This window comes from Enorma shizhengliae, assembly GCF_009676995.1.
Classification (GTDB): domain Bacteria; phylum Actinomycetota; class Coriobacteriia; order Coriobacteriales; family Coriobacteriaceae; genus Enorma; species Enorma massiliensis.
This window is the reverse complement of record NZ_VTFZ01000002.1, coordinates 14,010-32,094: the sequence shown is the minus strand read 5'-3', so window position 1 is coordinate 32,094 and position 18,085 is coordinate 14,010. Positions and strand designations below refer to the sequence as shown.

Annotated in this window: 12 protein-coding genes; 6 read left to right on the top strand and 6 right to left on the bottom strand. The window is 64.6% G+C overall.

The features are described 5' to 3' along the window. Positions 1-493 precede the first annotated feature (493 nt). Positions 494-1,735 carry a carboxylate--amine ligase gene (locus tag GJE22_RS02535; protein WP_144687681.1) on the top strand — a complete coding sequence of 414 codons (1,242 nt, stop codon included), beginning with the start codon at positions 494-496 and terminating at the stop codon, positions 1,733-1,735. A 253-nt stretch (positions 1,736-1,988) separates the two neighbouring features. On the opposite strand, the gene GJE22_RS02530 is transcribed toward GJE22_RS02535, so the two are convergent. After that, positions 1,989-3,221 carry a C40 family peptidase gene (locus GJE22_RS02530; RefSeq protein WP_144687680.1) on the bottom strand — a complete coding sequence of 411 codons (1,233 nt, stop codon included), beginning with the start codon at positions 3,219-3,221 and terminating at the stop codon, positions 1,989-1,991. A 260-nt stretch (positions 3,222-3,481) separates the two neighbouring features. Next, complete coding sequence (locus GJE22_RS02525; protein ID WP_144687679.1) at positions 3,482-4,735, bottom strand: carboxylate--amine ligase; 1,254 nt, start codon at positions 4,733-4,735, stop codon at positions 3,482-3,484. 218 nt (positions 4,736-4,953) lie between these two features. Here GJE22_RS02525 and murJ point away from each other — a divergent pair, with 218 nt between their 5' ends. Further along, positions 4,954-6,636, top strand: coding sequence for a murein biosynthesis integral membrane protein MurJ (gene murJ, locus GJE22_RS02520; RefSeq protein WP_144687678.1), 1,683 nt, complete (start codon positions 4,954-4,956; stop codon positions 6,634-6,636). 54 nt (positions 6,637-6,690) lie between these two features. Here the strand turns inward: murJ and ybaK are convergent, their stop codons facing one another. From ybaK to GJE22_RS02500, 4 genes are all read right to left on the bottom strand, one after another. Next, on the bottom strand, positions 6,691-7,179 hold the full coding sequence (ybaK, locus tag GJE22_RS02515) for a Cys-tRNA(Pro) deacylase (RefSeq protein ID WP_022348675.1): 489 nt from the start codon (positions 7,177-7,179) through the stop codon (positions 6,691-6,693). A 216-nt stretch (positions 7,180-7,395) separates the two neighbouring features. Continuing rightward, positions 7,396-10,260, bottom strand: coding sequence for an excinuclease ABC subunit UvrA (gene uvrA / locus GJE22_RS02510; RefSeq protein WP_144687677.1), 2,865 nt, complete (start codon positions 10,258-10,260; stop codon positions 7,396-7,398). A gap of 304 nt (positions 10,261-10,564) precedes the next feature. Further along, a complete protein-coding gene (locus GJE22_RS02505; protein WP_407923525.1) occupies positions 10,565-11,479 on the bottom strand; it encodes a sensor histidine kinase in 915 nt (304 codons plus the stop codon). A 459-nt stretch (positions 11,480-11,938) separates the two neighbouring features. Further along, entirely contained in the window at positions 11,939-12,643 is a 705-nt protein-coding gene (locus GJE22_RS02500; RefSeq protein WP_144687675.1) for a response regulator transcription factor, read from the bottom strand. Between the two features lie 221 nt (positions 12,644-12,864). On the opposite strand from GJE22_RS02500, the gene GJE22_RS02495 reads away from it, so the two are divergent. From GJE22_RS02495 to GJE22_RS02480, 4 genes are all read left to right on the top strand, one after another. After that, a complete protein-coding gene (locus GJE22_RS02495) occupies positions 12,865-13,539 on the top strand; it encodes a M15 family metallopeptidase (RefSeq protein ID WP_235895753.1) in 675 nt (224 codons plus the stop codon). A gap of 261 nt (positions 13,540-13,800) precedes the next feature. Continuing rightward, a complete protein-coding gene (locus GJE22_RS02490) occupies positions 13,801-14,655 on the top strand; it encodes an Mrp/NBP35 family ATP-binding protein (protein WP_144687674.1) in 855 nt (284 codons plus the stop codon). 171 nt (positions 14,656-14,826) lie between these two features. After that, the gene (locus GJE22_RS02485) at positions 14,827-16,176 is read left to right on the top strand and encodes an FAD-dependent oxidoreductase (RefSeq protein WP_144687673.1); all 1,350 of its coding nucleotides are present in this window, start codon (positions 14,827-14,829) and stop codon (positions 16,174-16,176) included. An 84-nt stretch (positions 16,177-16,260) separates the two neighbouring features. Beyond that, positions 16,261-17,991, top strand: coding sequence for an NAD(P)/FAD-dependent oxidoreductase (locus GJE22_RS02480; RefSeq protein ID WP_144687672.1), 1,731 nt, complete (start codon positions 16,261-16,263; stop codon positions 17,989-17,991). Positions 17,992-18,085 lie beyond the last annotated feature (94 nt).

Genomic DNA, 18,085 nt, shown 5'->3' with positions numbered 1-18,085 from the left:
CGCTGCTGTTATCCGCAGGCGCCGAGGTGATGGCCGGCGAATGGCACTGCGCGCCCCTCTTGGCATGCGCGCCCGTGTCGCGCGGAAAACTCGGGCGAAAAATAGACAAGGTAAACTTTCATGCCGATTTACGCAATAAGATAGTGAAGAATGCCCCTTATTGCGTAATTCGGCATGCAAGTTGATTTCCACCGCGGCCCGTCGGGGTGCGAGCGACCAGGCGCCGCCGGGAAACGGAGCAGTCGAAGACAGCAGCCTCGGCGAATCGCTAGAGCGCGGCGCAACCAGGGTCGCAGCAGCCTTTAGCGATCCGCTGAGGTGGGAACAACCTGCAGCGATCCGCCGGGGCGGGAGCAACCGGAAGCGGCAGCCAGCCACGGCACCCGTCCGCCACGATGCCCCTATGCTATGATGAGTGCTCCGTCTTCAATTCTACGAAGCGCACTCCGGCGCCCACGGGCACCGCGAGCAAAGCGCCCCCTCAAGGAGTCCTATGCCCTCCCCATCAACTATCCCAGCTTGTGATTTCGTTCCTGTGATTCTCGGCGGCGATATCGGTGCCTACGCGCTTGGCCGTGAGTTTCACGAGGCCTACGGTTGCACCTCGATCTGCTTGGTCAAGCAGCCCATCGGCGCTATCCTGCACTCTTCCATCTTCCGCCACGTCCCTCTCGGCTCGCTCGAGCCAGACGAGGTCATAGCCGCCGTCGAACGCATTCATGAAGAGGATCCCGGGCGCACGATCCTCTTTCTCACGAACTCCGAGGCATGCATCCCGGCCGTGCTCGCCGTGCGAGATGCCCTGCCATACGTGCGCACACCCACGCCCTCGCGCGACGTCATCGACCAGGTCTCGCACAAGGACCGTTTTGCCGAGCTATGCCGCGAGCACGGGCTGGACGCACCCGCATCGGAAACCGTGCGACTCGCCGGTACCGACGCGATCGCAGCGTGCGAACTCCCCTTCCCCGTGGTTGCAAAGCCAGCATTCTCGCCCGAGTATGCTGGATACATGAGCCGTGGATTCAAAAAGGTCTACTTCATCGAACGCCAAGCACAGCTCGATGAGCTCTGGCGCGACCTGCGGGCCGCCGGCTTTGCCGGAACGTTCATCGTCCAAGAGCTCATCGGCGGCGATGATACCTACATGGACAGCGTGACCCTCTATATCGACAGCAACGGTAGGCCCACCCTCTTTGGCGGGGCGAACGTGCTGCTCGAGGACCACGCGCCCTCGATGCTCGGCAACCCTGTGGCCATGATTACAACCTCGATGCCCGAGGTATGGCAGCGCTGTGCGGAGATGCTCTGCGCGGTGGGCTACCGCGGCTACGCAAACTTCGACGTCAAGCGCGACCCCAAGACCGGCCGCATGCTGTTCCTTGAGGTCAATCCGCGCATCGGGCGGAACTCGTACTATGTGTGCGCCGCGGGGGTGAACCCAATGCGCGCGTGCGTCGAAGATCTCGTGCGCGGACGAGCGCTTGAGCCCATGCGCGCCGAAAACGAGATTCTCTATACCCTCGTTCCCCTGCGACTGCTGCGTCATTATGTGCGCGACGAACAGCTGCGAGCACGCATGGAGCGGCTTGTCCGTGAGGGAAAGGTCTTTGACCCTCAGCGCTACGATAAGGACCGCAGCATCCGGCGCGTGGCCGATGTGCTCCTCACCGAGTGGAACCAGGTGCGCAAATTCAAGCGCTACTATCCCGAGCCCACGAACACCTCGTTCTAGCCGTACGCGGAAGTGGCACTTGCCCGCTTGCGCCCTGCGAGTATGGTATCGCCGGGCGACTCGAACCCATGAGCGAGGCGTCGCGGGATGATTCGCACTCGCGCCGGGGCACCGCCCTTCCGCTTGCACCTCGCGACCATGACATCTTCCATGCGGCCCCGCCGCCTCACCCGATGAAAAACGGCCCGCAACGTGTTTCCACGCTGCGGGCCGTTGCTATAGAGCGCGTCGCTCCGCCCTGGAGGGCTGCTTGCTATACCGGCGAGCCGCCACCAACGAAGTTGCGGGAATTCGAGCTGAGGCTGCTCGTGATGACGCCAACGCCGGGCGACGATGCATGCACGTAGCGGCCGCCACCGATATAGATGCCGACGTGGTAGATGCTTGAGCTGCTGCCGCCATAACCCCAGAACACGAGGTCGCCAGGCGAGAGGTAGGAAGTATTCGTGACCAGATGGCCCTTATTTTTCACAAGATTGCACTGAGCCTGCGAAGAATGCGGAAGCGAAATGCCGACCTGCTTGTAGCTGTACTGCACCAGGCCGGAGCAATCGAACGTGTCGGGGCCCTCGGTGCCGAAGATATACGGCTTGCCAACCTGCGCCAGCGCGATATCTACGACGCTTGACGGAGCATTACCGGAATCGGTGTTGTTGTTCGAGCCGCCACCGCCGCTGGATCCACCGTTGTTGCTGGAGCCGCCGTTGTTATTGGACCCTCCGTTGTTGGAGCCACCGCCGTTGTCGTTGGAGCCCCCGTTGTCGTCAGATCCGCCGTTGTCGTTATTCGAATTGCCGTTATCGCTGCCGCCGCCCTGGTTGTTGTTGGCGGCCTCCTCGGCTGCAGCCTGCTCGGCAGCGGCACGCGCCGCCTCCTCGGCCAGAGCGGTCTGGAGCTCGCTATCAAGGCTGTTGTAATACGACTGCTGTTCGGAAACCTTCGACTGGATATCCTCGGTCTTCTGCTGCTGATCGCTCACCAGCTGCTGCTGTTCTTGCTCCTGCGTCGCGAGGTCGCTCTTCTTCTGCTCGAGCTCCTGCTGCGTCTGCTTCACCTGATCGATGAGCTCGGCGTCGCGGTTGGCCATGCTATTCGCATAGTAGACGCGAGAAAGCAGTTCCTCGAAATCGGAAGCGCCGAGCACCACGGAAAGCGTGCTGTTGGAGCTGTTCTGCTTGTAGGTCTCGGCAAGGCGCTGCGAAAGCTCGGCCTGGCCCTGCTCCAGCTCCTGCTGCTTCTCCTCGATATCAGCCTCGGTCTGCTGAATCTCGGCCTGCACCGACTCAAGGTCGGACTGGAGCTGGTAGAGCTCGTTATTTGCCGCCTCGAGCTCGTTGGAATATGTCATAAGCGTGCTGTACGCGTCGTTGACCTTCGACTGAAGGTCCGCAGGATCATCCGCAAAGGCAGTAGCCGGCACGCCGCTCAGTGCGAGCGACGCGGAGGCGAACAGCGTTACAGCGATTCTGGCACGTTTGAGCTGCATATCATCAGTCCTCTCAATCGCAAGACCTGTTCACTATACCAACCATGCGCCGCGCACGCCACCGCCGCGCCCAAGCTTCAAACGATGGGCACACTGCTTAAGATGCGCGCGGCAAGATTCGCACGGACCGTCCGCCAATTCGCGCGGCGGCGTGCACTCATTCGTGCGGATTCGTTCTCCAGTTCGCACGGCGCCGTCCGCCCGCTCAAGCACGAGCTCTTCCTCTAGACGCCCGTCACGCTGGAGCACGGACCCAGCCACTAGATACCCGTCGCGTTGATGCGGGGGTAGTACTTCGCGAACTTGCGATAGTAGTTGAGGCCGATGGCCGCCTCCGTAAGGTTGCGGCGCAGGTCGTGTTCGAAGGGTGCCTTCGTGGGATTCACTGCCCTACCGGCGCGAATCAGGGAGCGCGCCTCGCTAGCAAGATCGCCCGAAAGATAGCGCAGCGCGAGACGCAGGGGCACCACGGAGTAGAGCGCCGTCTCGCGGTGCGTGAAGAGCGGCAGGTCCTCCTCGTCGAGCAGGTCCTTCACACCAAGCCACATGGGGTTCACCGCCGAAGCAGATACGTAATACGAGTTCCTCCCCAAGCGCGGGTTGCACTCGAAGACGAAAAGCTCGCCCGTGCGCTCGTCTACCTTGAGGTCGAAGTTCGCCGGCCCATGCCAGCCCACCGAACGCAGCAGCTCGACCGCTCCCCGCGAGAACGCGGAGAGATCGCGCGTGACCATGGTCACGGGGTTGCCGATCATGTCGGGCTTGTGGTCCTCGAGCAGCACCTGCGCGCCCGTATCGAGCACGAGCTCGCCACGCCGATCGATGTAGACGGTGAGCGAGCGCTTGAAGGTGTCGTCGCCAAAGACCGGCTGCTGCATAAGCATGGTGCCCGAGAAGCCCACCTCGCGCAGACGCCGGAACAGGTCGTCGACCTCGGGCTGGGATTGGAGTAGATAGACCTTGTCGAACCCCCTGCGCCGCGCCGGCACATATTCAACGGACGAGGAAGCCTTGACGATGACCGGGAAGGCGTCGGGCCAGGGCTCGATGGGCGCGTCGCCGGCGAGCGAGACGTTCACCGTCTTGGGCAGACGAACGCCGTGCTCTGCCGCGAGGCGCGCGAACGACTCCTTGGTATCAACGGCGTGTATCGCATCGAGCGGAGCAGCGAGCACGACGACGCCCTGCGGCAGGCTGTCGCGGATGCGCGCGATGTTCTCGACATGCATATCCATATTGCTCGTCACGAACAGGCGCTTGCCGCCCGCCGTGCGAGCAAGGTCGCAGATCGTCTCGCGGATGTGCTCGGCATCCATCTTGCGCAGCGGAACAACGTCGAAGATCGTGGAGCGCGAGATGGCGCTGATCGGCGCGGGGGCGATGCAGTAGGACCGAACGCCGAACGCCTCATAGAACTCTCGACCAACCGCATAGGCACCAAGATCGCCGCCAACGATGACCGGGATGAAGTCGTCACGCCGCTCGATGGGCGAAAACGTGGTTGAGCTGGGCATAAACCGCCTCCGAAGTGTTTTGAACGCAAGCAACAGCTTGCAAGTATACCTATGCTCTCGCACCTGGCCGCGCCTACACAGAATACCCAGCCGAGAGCCGCGAAGCCCGCGCGCAAATCTGGAGATGCCATCGACGCGCCGCGTGCGTGCTAGAATGGCGGCTTAGCTTGAAACGCCGTCGCTGAGCCCTCCCCCAGCGACCTGCGCAAAGGATCGGCATGAAGCATTCAAACAACGCCACCTCGAACGCGAGCGCCCACCAGCCCAAGCATATGCGGAGCGCCCAAGCAGAACCCGCGAACTCGGCCACGACGACCGCCTCTCGGTCGGATATCGGGCGCAGCACGCGCATGATGAGCGTGCTCGTGATTCTCTCCCGCCTGACGGGCTTCCTGCGCACGTGGGCGCAGGCGTTCGCCGTGGGCGCGACCATCATCTCGAGCTGCTACACGCTTTCGAACAACCTGCTCACACAGCTGTACGGCCTTGTTGCCGGTGGCCTCATCGTCACCGGGTTCATGCCCGTCTACGTCCAGGCGCGCAAGCGCGGCGGGCAAGAGAGCGGCAACGACTACGTCTCCAACCTCCTGAGCATCGTCGGGCTCGCACTCGCCGTAATCGTCGCGCTTTCCATCATCTTCGCCCCGCAGCTCGTATGGCTGCAATCGTTCAACGCGACCAGCGACTTCGACGCCGACCTCGCAGTATGGTTCTTCCGCATCTTCGCCGTCGAGTTCCTACTCTACCCGCTTTCGGGCATCTTCACCGGCATCAACAACGCTGACCGAGAGTATTTCTGGAGCAACTTCGCGCCCACGCTGAACAACATCATCGTGGCCGCATCCTTCGGCATCTACACGGTCCTTGTGCCGGTGAACCAAGAGCTCGGGCTCATCGTTCTCGCAATCGGCAACGTGCTCGGCGTGGTGTTCCAGGTAGGCGTCCAGATTGTGCCGGCGCTCCGCCGCGGTGTTCGCTTCCGCTTCAAGGTAGACCTCCACGACCCTCGCCTCAAGGACACCCTTTCCATCGGCGTCCCCATGCTCGCCGTCACCATCACCACGTTCATCACATCGTCGATTCAGACGAGCTACGCGCTGTCCATCTCGGCAGCGGCCTCGTCCATCATGTACTATGCGCAGGTGTGGTACGCGCTTCCGTACTCGGTCTTTTCGACGCCGCTTTCCACCGCGCTCTACACCGAGCTCACGGAAAGCTACGCCACCGGCGACCTCGACTCGTTCCGGCGCGACCTCGCAGACGGTACCAATTCCATCAGCTTCTACCTCATTCCGTGCACCCTGCTGCTCATCGTGTTCTCCATCCCGCTCTCATGCGTGCTTGCGGGCTCGATGACCACGGACGACATTCTCATGACCGCGAACTACCTTTCGTGGTGCGCGCCGACCCTCACGTTCTGGGGACTCGCCGGCTACCTGCAGAAAGCATCGAGCTCGATGGGGCGCATGAGCTATTTCGCCGTTTCCGCCGTGCTGGGCAGCGTGGGACAAGCGCTCATCTGCGTGGTGTTCACGCCGATCTTCGGGCTGCCCGCCGTCGCGCTCTCCAGCCTCGCTTACCAGGGAACGCTGGTCATCGTCACGTTCGTCGTCATGCGTAAGCGCTTGGGCCGCATCGGCCTGCGCGGCATCGTCAAGGGGCAGCTGCAGGCATTGATCGGAGGCATCGCGGGAGCCATCGTCGGCGGTGCGCTGCTCTGGCTGGTTGGCGGGTTCAATCCCGCAATCGGAGCCATGCGCTCGGTCGTCAACTGCGTGATCGCCGGTGTTCCCGCACTGGTTGCGGTTGTTGTCGCGGGCACGGTGCTCGGAAACCCCACTGCGGTCGAGCTCGTGGACAGCGGCAAGCGCGCGCTCAGGCGCCTCACGGGGCGGAGGTAGCGCAAGCTCCGTGCAACAGCACGGCGCGGCGGCCGCGAGCGCGCTCGCCGCGCCCTACCGCGTGATGGCCGCCACCGTCGCGCCGACGAAGCTCACGAGGTCGGCGGGAGCGATCACGAGCTGGATACCGCGCCGCCCGCCCGAAATGAAGATCTGATCCCACAGCTCGCAGGTCTCGTCGATGACCGTGGGAAACCGCTTCTTCATGCCCACGGGCGAACAGCCGCCGCGCATATAGCCGGTCACCGGCACGAGGTCGCGAACGTGCATCATGACGAGCGACTTCTCACCGAGCGCGCGTGCCGCCGCCTTGAGGTCGAGCTCTTCCGCCACGGGAATGCAGCAGACCGCGTGCCCGCCCGACGCCGTCTCGCACACGAGCGTCTTGAAGCCCTGGCCCGGCTCCTCGCCCAACTGCTCGGCTACGTGCACGCCGGAGAGGTCGTTCTCATCGACCTCGTACGTGCGCACGTCGAACGCGATACCGGCACGCTCCAGCTCGCGCATCGCGTTCGTCTTCTGAAGCTTCTCGCGCTTGGCCACGCCCTGCTCTCCCCTCCATGCAAAATTAGGACAGAGGGAATTTTACCTTGAGCGTGCGATTTGGAGTGGGGTCGTATTGCGCGCTCGCTCGGTTCTGCGCCGCGAATCGTCAACAACAGAACGAAGCGCAGACTCTCCGCAAAACAGCGTTCCTACGCCGGAATGCGCAGAACCGCACGATTCAAATGACCCAAAATGACCCCGTCCCAAAATGGATCACGATTGCCGCTTCCTATCGCGCTCCAAGATGGGAGCGAGGAACCGGCCCGTGTAGCTCTCAGGACAGGCGGCCACCTGCTCGGGCGTGCCGCTCACCACGATGGTGCCGCCGCCAGAACCGCCCTCGGGGCCGAGGTCGATAATGCGGTCGGCCACCTTGATCACGTCGAGGTTGTGCTCGATCACGAGCACCGTGTTGCCCGCGTCCACGAGCCGCTGCAACACGTCTACAAGCTGCCGCACGTCCTCGAAATGCAGGCCCGTGGTGGGCTCATCCAAGATGTAGAACGTCTTGCCGGTCTGGCGGCGGTGCAGCTCCTTGGCGAGCTTCACGCGCTGTGCCTCGCCGCCGGAGAGCGTCGTTGCGGGCTGCCCCAAGCGCACGTAGCCCAAGCCCACATCGTAGAGCGTCTGCAGCTTTCGCTTGATCTGCGGAATGTTGCCAAAGAACGCGAGCGCCTCGGTCACGCTCATATCGAGCACGTCCGAGATGGATTTGCCGCGGTAGGTCACCTCGAGCGTCTCGCGGTTATAGCGCTTGCCCCCGCAGACTTCGCAGGGCACATAGATGTCCGGCAGGAAGTGCATCTCGATCTTGATCTGGCCGTCGCCCTTGCAGGCCTCGCAGCGGCCTCCCGGCACGTTGAAGCTGAAGCGCCCGGGGCTGTAGCCGCGCGCCTTAGACTCCGGAACGCTCGCGAAGAGCGCCCGCAGGTCGTCCCAGAGCCCAATATAGGTGGCAGGGTTGGAGCGCGGCGTGCGCCCGATGGGCGATTGGTCGATATCGATGACCTTATCGATCTGGTCGAGCCCCTCGAGCTTCTTGTACGGCCCCACAAGGCGCGTGGAATGATGGATGGCATTGGTGAGCGCCGGCGCCAGCGTATCGGTAACAAGCGAGCTCTTGCCCGAGCCCGAAACGCCCGTCACCACGGTGAAGGTGCCGAACTCGATCTTCGCCGTCACGTTCTTGAGGTTGTTGGCGCTCGCCCCGGTGATCTTAAGGCAGCCGCGCTTGGGTTTGCGCCGCTGCTCCGGCAGGCGAATCATGCTCCGGCCCGTAAGGTAGGCGCCGGTGAGCGAGCGGGGGCACGCCATGATCTCCTCCGGGGTACCCGCGCACACGACCTCGCCACCGTGCTCTCCCGCCCCGGGGCCCATATCGATCACGAAATCCGCAGCGCGGATGGTATCCTCGTCGTGCTCGACCACGATGACGGTATTGCCTAGGTCGCGAAGGCGCTCAAGCGTTCCGATGAGCCGCTCGTTGTCTCGTTGATGCAAGCCGATCGAGGGCTCATCCAGAATGTACAGGACACCCATGAGACCGGCACCGATCTGCGTGGCAAGGCGGATGCGCTGCGCCTCGCCACCGGAGAGCGTGGCGGAAGCGCGGTCAAGCGTGAGGTAATCGAGGCCCACGTCCACCAGGAAGCGTAGGCGCTCGAGAATCTCCTTCACGATGCGCCCGCCGATGAACTGCTGGCGCTCGGTGAGCTCGAGCCCTTCGAAGAACGCGAGCGACTCGCGACACGAGAGACAGCAGACATCAAAGATCGACTTTCCCCCTACCGTGACGGCGAGCATCTCCGGGCGCAGGCGCGCGCCGTGGCAGGCCGAGCAGGGCTCCTCGCGGATGTAGCGCTCGAGCCGCGCCCTGGTGTTCTCGTTCGTGGTCTCGACATAGCGCTCGTAGAGGATGTTGCGCACACCGGAATACTTGGTGAACCAATGCGTATCGCGGCCGTCCTGCGTGTGATAGTCCACGCGCATCTTCTTGTCGCCCAGGCCGTCGAGGAACACCTTCTGCACGCGCTTCGGCAGGTCGCGCCAAGGCGTGGAGGGGTCGACCTTGAGGTGCTTGGCGAGCGCACGGAAGATTTGAGGGTAATAGTTCGACTTGCCGAAGAAGCTTCCGAACACCCCCTCCTCGATGGAAAGGCTCGGATCCTCGATAAGCGCCTCGGCGTCCACGACTTTCTTGAAACCGAGACCGTCGCACTCGGGGCAAGCGCCATAGGGGGCGTTGAACGAGAAATCGCGCGGCTGCAGGTCGTCGATGGAATGCCCATGTTCCGGGCACGCGAGCGCAAGGGAGTACATGAGGAGCTCGCCCTCCGTGCCTTCCGGAGCGTCGCGATCGGGCAGCAGGTAGACCCCCACGCGGCCGTGGGCGAGCGCCGTAGCCTGCTCGACAGCCTCGGCAATGCGCCCCGTGCTCCCCTCGCGGATCACGATGCGGTCGACCACGACCTCGATGGTATGCCGGAACTTCTTATCGAGTTCGATGGGGTCGTCGAGGGAGCGGACCTCGCCGTCGATGCGCACGCGTGAGAAGCCTTCGCCGCGCAGGTCTTCGAGGAGCTTGGCGAACTCACCCTTGCGGTCGGTCACCACGGGCGCGAGCATGAAGGCGCGCCGCCCCATGCCCTGTTCCAGAATCTTGTCCGCTACCTGGTCGGTGGTCTGGCGCTCGATTTCGCGACCGCATTCGGGGCAGTGCGGCGTACCGATGCGCGCGAAGAGCAGGCGCAGGTAGTCGTAGATCTCCGTGACTGTACCCACCGTGGAGCGCGGATTCTTAGAGGTGGTCTTCTGATCGATGGACACGGCCGGGCTCAGGCCATCGATGGAATCGAGGTCCGGCTTGTCCATCTGCCCCAGGAACTGGCGCGCGTAACTGGAAAGGCTCTCCACGTAGCGGCGTTGGCCCTCGGCATAGATGGTGTCGAATGCGAGGCTCGATTTGCCCGAACCCGAAAGCCCCGTGATCACGACGAGCTTGTCGCGCGGAATCTCGACATCGACGTTCTCGAGATTATGTTCGCGGGCGCCGCGGATGACGATAGATGAATCGGACATGTGCTCCCCCGTTCTGTGTTTCGCAGCCTCCGATTCTAGCGCACGGCAGCGCACGCCTGTTCGCGTTGTGCGGGCGTCACGGTTTGTCCAAGCCTTGTTCGATGCAGTTTCCGCACGGGATGGATTGCGCCCGCTCGCCCCGCCCCTACCCCGCAATGAGACAGTTGTGCCGGGTCAAACTGTCTCACTTCATTTTCGGGCAGGAAATCGTAGAAAAATATTTTTATACCCCCTCTTTTCTTAGATTTTATGCCCGAATCTCGATATAGCAGCGGCGAACGTTAAAAACGGGGCAAGGGTGACGCTACGCGGGCACGCGGACGGTAAAGGTGGTGACGCCGCGCTCGCTCGAGGCATCGATGGCGCCGCCATGGCCCTCGATAATCTCGCGTGCGATGGCCAGCCCGAGCCCAGCGCCCTTGCCGCTCCGCGCCCCATCTTCGCGGTAGAACTTATCGAAGATGCGGTCGAGATGCGCTGCCGAGATTTCCTTGCCGGTATCCTCGACCGTGAGCACGAGCCGCGCTCCCTCCACGGCGGCATCGCCCGCCGCGCTGCCCCTGCCCGCCGCGTTGGACCCGCCGGCAGCAATAACATCGCCTGCCGCACCGCCCTCGCTTGCAGCGGTGGCATCGCCCGCGGCCTCATCCACACGCGCGCGGCACACGACCGCCGTGCCCGCTTCGGCGTAGGCGATCCCGTTCTTGAGGAGGTTCCCCATCACGCGCGCCATCTTCTCAGGGTCGATGAACGCGCTCAGGCCCTCCGGGACCTCCACCTCGATACGAACGCCGCGCTCCATTGCCGCTGGATAGAGCTCGTCCGCCACCTGCTCCACCAAAAGCGCCACATCTGTGGTTTCGCGCTCGATGGGAATGGCGCCCAAGTTGTAGCGGGTAATCTCGAAGAACTCGTCCATCATGCCGTCGAGGCGCTGCGCCTTCTCGAGCGCCGAGCGCGCGTAGCGCTCGCGACGAGCCGCCGGCAGCCCAGGCTCCTCGGCAAGCAACGCCAGGTAGCCTACGACCGAGGTCAAGGGCGTCTTGATGTCATGAGCAAGATACGCCACGAGCTCGTTTTTGCGGGCCTCGGCATAGGTTGCCGCACGCGCCTGCGCCTGCTCGCGCTCGGCAAGGCGCGCGAACGCAGCGCGGGCGCCATCGAATCCGCCCGGAAGCTCCGGCTTCCCGCCCGCAGCCGCCTGCTCGAGCGCCGCCATGAGCGCATCGACCCCGTGCGCCGAGCGCGCGGCGCACCAGAGCCCCACCGCTGCGAGACCTATCGCGTAGACCAACCAGAGCACCGGCCCCTTGATGATGCCCGTCACGAACCGGTAGTCCGCCAGATCGCGGAACTGCGGGTTGCCGTTGACCAGCGAGCCCTCCTGATAACCGAGCATGCGGTAGAGGTCGACGGAATCGGCCGGAACCTCAATCCACACCGAGGTCGCGTCGGCTATCCATCCCGCAAGGGTCGGCCACGCGAGCACGCGCGCCGCAGCAACGAGCAGCACGAACGCAAGCGTATAAGCGGCCATGCGCGCGAATGCGCCCGCCACGGCCCGCCTTCGGTACTCGATTCCCTGCATGGTTTTCATAAGGCCTCCTCACTGGCGCTGGGCCCGGCACACTGCCGGGTGGCGCGGCCCCTCTCCGCCTCTCGCCAGCGGCCGGCGCCCCTACGGCGCGATCTTATAGCCCACACCCCACACCGTCTCGATAAACACCTGGTCGGAGTCGATTTCGGCAAGCTTGGCGCGCAGATGCCGAATATGCACCATCACTGAGTTCGCACTCGCCGCAAGGTAGCACTCGCCCCACACCGCCTCGTAGAGGTCGCGCGTCGAAACGGGCCTACCGCCCGCCGCGAGCAAGAGCGCGAGCACGTCGAACTCCTTCGGCGTGAGCGCGAGATCCTCGCCATGAAGCCTCGCAACATGCCCCGCCCGGTCGACCTCGAGGCCGCGACAGGCAAGCAGGGCCTCGCGCGCGCCAGCCGCATCCTCTGCCGCATACGACGCGCGGCGCAGGCACGACTTCACCCGCGCAACGAGCTCGCGCGGAAGGAACGGCTTGGTCACGTAGTCGTCCGCCCCGCTCATGAGGCCCACGACCTTATCGGCCTCCTCGCCCTTGGCGGAAAGGAAGATCACCGGCACGCGCGAGCGCCCCCGCAGCCGGCAACAAAGCTCGAAGCCATCGATCCCCGGCATCATGACATCGAGAATGACCAAATCGATGCCGCCCCGGTCGAGGATGCCGAGTGCCTCGAGCGAGTTTGTGCAAGGCACCACGCGCATTCCCGCCGTGCCGAGGGTGTCGGCCACAAGCTCGACGATCATGGGGTCGTCGTCCACCACGAGTATGTTCTGCGAAACCTCCATGCCTCGATGGTATCAGCACGGGCACGCGGCGCGCGGGCCGACGCCGAGAGATAAGGTTTGCATAAGGTTTGATCGGGCAAAGGTAAGGATTCGCTATAGGAAGGCCAAGGAGGCGAGCGCGTACGGTTGAGCACATCAGCCCAGCCGTTTGACAGCCGTGGTTCATTTTGTACCCGTCCCAAAATGACCGGAATGGACCGCGGGCCAGAAAGGATCTGACCATGACACGCATGCCACGCAGGCGTCTTCCCGCCCTTCTCTCCCTAGCGCTCTTCATCGGGGCCATTGCGCTGGCGGCGCACGGCATCGGCTCACTCGCCGGCGCGCCCGCAAGCACCATCGCTCCGCAAGCAGCCACAGGCGAGCAGCCCTGGTACCTCGTCCTCGTCAACAGTACGCACCCCTTGCCCGATGACTTCTCCATCCAGACGGCCAAGATGCCCGGCGGCGAGACCGTAGACGCGCGCATCGCCGATCCCCTCGCCCAGATGCTCGATGCCTGCACCGCCGCCGGCTACCACCCCTTCGTAAGGTCGGGCTATCGCACGCGCGAAACGCAACAGGCGATTCTCGACAACCGCATCAAAGACTACGAAGCCGAGGGCCTCTCGCCGGAACGCGCCCGCGATGCAGTGCTCGACTGGGTCGCGCTACCCGGCACGAGCGAACACGAGCTTGGCCTCGCCGTGGACATCAACGACGAGAACGGTGACGCGGGCATGTACGACTGGCTCGCCGAGCATGCGCACGAATACGGCTTCATACAGCGCTATCCGCCGGAGAAGTCGTCGATCACCGGCATCTCGCACGAACCCTGGCACTACCGCTACGTGGGAGAGGAGGCCGCAACCGCCATCTACGAGGAAGGCATCACGCTCGAGGAATACCCAGCATGACACCCCTCCGAAAACGCGGCAGCGGCGCCAGGGGAGCCTGCCACACATGAGACAGCTGTGCCGGGTCAAACTGTCTCACGGACGGACAATGCGCATTTTCATGCCGAAATCACCCAGCATCTGTGCATTATCCATCCGAACGTCATGGTGAGAAACGACGACGTTCAGTGAGCGCCGTTCGGCACGTGCATGATGGGTACAATACGGGCATACCAAACGTTCGCCCGGCCCGCAGCCGGGCTCTACATGAAAGGACGTCCCATGGCTTCTTGCGAGCATGCAGCCGCCGCCGGCGGCCAGACTGCTCCCACGCAATTCGAGGAGAACAGCCTTTCCGAGGTGAAGCACGTCATCGCCGTGCTTTCGGGCAAGGGAGGCGTGGGCAAGTCGTTCGTAACCGGGGCGCTCGCCATCGAACTGAGCCGCCGCGGGCACACGGTCGGCATCCTCGACGCCGACATCACCGGCCCCTCCATCCCCAAGATGATGGGCATGAGCGGCAAGCGGGCGAGCGGCCTCGGCAAGCTTCTCCTTCCCGAGATATCCGCCACCGGCATCAAGGTCATGTCTTCGAACCTCCTGCTCGAGCGCGAGACCGACCCGGTGCTCTGGCGCGGGCCCGTCATCGCGGGTGCCATCCGCCAGTTCTGGAGCGATACCTCCTGGGGCCCGCTCGACTACCTCCTTGTTGACATGCCTCCGGGCACGGGCGATGTTGCGCTCACCGTGTTCCAATCGCTTCCGGTCGACGGCATCGTCGTAGTCACGAGCCCGCAGGACCTCGTCTCCATGATCGTCGCCAAAGCCGTGAACATGGCCGAGAAGATGCACGTGCCGATCCTCGGCATCATCGAGAACATGAGCTATATCACCTGCCCGGATTGCGGCCGTAAGATCGAGGTCTTCGGGCAGAGCAACCTCGACGAGGTGGCGGCGGGCTATGGACTCAAGGTCCTCGGCCGCCTTCCCATCGACCCCGCGCTCGCAGCCGCCTGCGACGACGGCACCATCGAATCCGCACTGCCCATGGGGCTTCTTCCTGAGGCGCTCGCCGTTTGCGAAGCGGTCGAGGTGCGCACGGACGCAGATGCCGAGCCCGCCGAGCCAGAGGCGTAACCGCAGACGAAGAGCCGACCGTGTAGCCGCGAACACCAAACGGAACACTCCGCCCCTGCCGGTATTCGGCATTCATGGCAGGCGCCTTTGCCTCGCCCGCCCGCCGCATCGATGCGAAGTCGAGCGACAAGGGCCCTCGCCCATTCCCCAACCATGACGACCAGGAGCAGCATGCCGCGTACCGAAGTTGAGCCATATGACGTCATCGTGATCGGCGGTGGGGCATCCGGCCTCGCCGCCGCCCTCTCCGCTGCCCGCGCGGGGGCGCGGACGGCTGTCGTGGAACGCGATGTGGCCTGCGGCCTCCCCATCCTCTCTACCGGCAACGGACGCTGCAACCTCTCGAATACCTTGCTGCATCCGGGCCATTATCGGCACCCCGAGGTGGCTCGCACCGTGATGGGCGCCACGCCCGAAGAAGACCTCTCCGCATGGTTCCATTCGATCGGCCTGGCAACCTGCCGCGAGGGAAACCTCCTCTTCCCCATGAGCAAGCGCGCGGAATCGGTGCGCGATGCGCTCCTCGCCGCATGCGAGCGTTCGGGCGTCGAGCTCATCTGCTGCTGCGAGCCCGTGCGCGCGACATGGAGGGAGAGCAGCGCGGTGCAAGAGCCCCGGGGAGCGGCGACGGCCGAACGCGGCGCATGGAAGCTCGACGTCCTCGCGCCCACGCGGCTGCTGCGCGCCCACCGAGCGCGCGATGCCAAGGCCGAGCTCCGCGCGCTCCGCAAGGCGCTCTCCGTTGCACCCAAGCGCTCCCACGCCCTGTTCGCGCGAACGGTCGTGCTTGCCCCCGGCGGCTCGAGCGAGGGCGTCTGCCAGCTCTTCGACCTGCCTCACCTTGAGGAATCTCCCGTACTCTGCCCCGTTTCCTGCACGCCGCTCGACGACCGGGGGCGTGCTGGCGCCGACCTTCTCGCGCGCCTCGACGGCCTCAGGGCCGAGGCCGAGCTTTCGCTCTTGCGTGACGGCGAGCTCGTTTGGCGGGAACGAGGCGAGGTGCTCTTCCGCTCGTACGGCCTTTCGGGCGTGGTTACCTTCAACCTTTCGCGCCGAGTCGAGACGGGCGACCGCATCGAGGTCGACCTGTTTCCCGATACGCCCGAACCGGCTCTTGCCGATGCCTTCCGCATGCGAGAGCGCGTGGTCGGAGACATGGGCCCGCGCGCTTACCGCTGGTTCGACGGCATGCTCGCCCCCGCGCTCGGGAGGGCGGTCATCTTGCTGGGCACCGGCACCCGCGAGGGTTGCGCCCGCGCAGCCAAGCACCTGGGCTTTCGCGCTAACGGGCGCACCGAGACGGGCGTCGCCCAGGTTAAGCGCGGGGGAATCCCCTTCAGCGCGACCGACCTCTCTACGCTCTCGGTGACGCACCCGAGCAACGCCGCAGCAGCCGGCACGCTCTTCGCCTGCGGAGAGGCCCTTGATATGGACGCGGATTGCGGAGGGTACAATCTAGCATGGGCTTGGATTTCCGGGGCACGCGCCGGCAGGTCCGCTGCGCGTGCAACGAGACCATAGGCTGCCACGCCCTCGCCGTGCGGGCACCTCGCCTGCATGCCGCCCCTACGAGTTTGCGACGAAATGAATGGAGGCGCTGAGCCCATGATCGAGATCTCTGACATTCGCGCGACCCTCGCGCAGGGAGCCGCCGAGCAGAGCTGCCTCGCCGTAGGCCTCATCGATGCCGTGCGCCTCTTCACCTGCCTCCCCCACTACTTCGCCCACATCGAGCTCCGGCGCCGCTCCATCGACGCCAGGCGCAAATCTGACGTGCACATCGTGCTCACGGTGCGCATACGATTCGCCGAAGGAGTCGATGAGCACGCGATGCTCGCCCGCGTGCCCGAGCGCGACCGCCGCCGCGTTCGCATCGTCTCGCCGGACCCGAGCGTTTCCGTGCCGCACATCTCGACCCTGCCCGGAGCGCGTCCCGTCGTCGTAGGCGCCGGCTGTGCCGGTCTCTTCGCCGCGCTCAGGCTCGCCGAGGCGGGCCTGGAGCCCCTCCTCATCGAACGGGGCGACGATGCAACCAGGCGAACCCAGGCCATCGAGCGCTTCAACCAAACCGCAACGCTCGATCCCGAGAGCAACATTCAGTTCGGGCTCGGCGGTGCCGGCACGTTTTCCGACGGAAAGCTCAACACGGGCACGAAGAACGCCGCTCATCGCTACATCCTCGAGACGCTCGTTGAAGCCGGTGCTCCCCGCGAGATTCTCTGGGACGCCAAGCCGCACGTGGGCTCGGACATCCTCCCCACCGTGGTCACGCGAATCGTCGAGCGCATCCGCGCGCTCGGAGGCGAGGTGCGCTTCCGCACGAAGCTCGTCGACATCGAGCGCGAGCGCCCCGCAGCGGGCGCCATCACGGCCATCGTCGTGGAAGGCGGAGCGGGTGGCTTTGACCCCCTCTCGCTTAAGCACCCCGAGGCAGATAGGGCGACCTCGCGCCAGGAAAGCGCTCGCAGCGAGCGCATACCGTGCGACCAGCTCATCCTCGCCTGCGGGCACTCCGCCCGCGACGTGTTCGAGCTTCTCCTGCACCGCGGCTTCGCCGTCCAGCGCAAAACGTTCGCCATGGGCGTGCGCATCGAGCACCTGCAGAGCGCAATCGACCGCGCGCAATACGGGCCGGCGGCCGGGCACCGCGCGCTCGGAGCCGCGCCCTACAAGCTTGTCGCCCATCTGCCCAACGGGCGGAGCCTGTTCTCGTTTTGCATGTGCCCCGGTGGCCAGGTTGTTGCCGCAGCATCGGAACCGGGGGGCGTGGTTACGAACGGCGCGAGCCTCTACGCCCGCGACGGAAAGAACGCCAACTCGGCCCTTCTGGTAAACATCACCCCGCAGGACCTTCCCGGCGCCGACCCGCTTGCCGCCGTGGCGCTCCAACGCGCCTGCGAGCAGCGCGCTTACGAGCTCGGCGGGGGCAGCTTCCGTGCCCCCGCGCAGCTCGTCGGAGATTTCCTGAAGCGCCGTCCAAGCGAAGGGCCGGGTGCGGTCGCCCCCACCTACCCGCTCGGAGTCACATGGACCGAGCTCGACAGCACGCTGCCCGCACACGTCATCGAGACGCTGTGCCTGGGCATCCCGGCGCTCGACCGCAAGCTCAAGGGATTCAACGTGGCCGACGCCGTGCTCACGGGCGTCGAATCGCGCTCGAGCTCGCCCGTAACCGTAGCGCGCGACCGCAGTTGCGCAGCACTCGACGCGCCCGGGCTCTACCCTTGTGGCGAGGGCGCGGGCTACGCCGGCGGCATCATGAGCGCTGCGACCGACGGGCTCCGCTGCGCCGACGCCGTACTGGCGAAGCTTAGCCAGAAAGCCGCCGCACGCTAGGCAACAGCCCCGGAATCATGCCGCCGAGCATCTGCAAATGACCTGCTAGAGCGCGTACGTTGACCATTTGTCAAACGTGAACATCCCGTGGAAT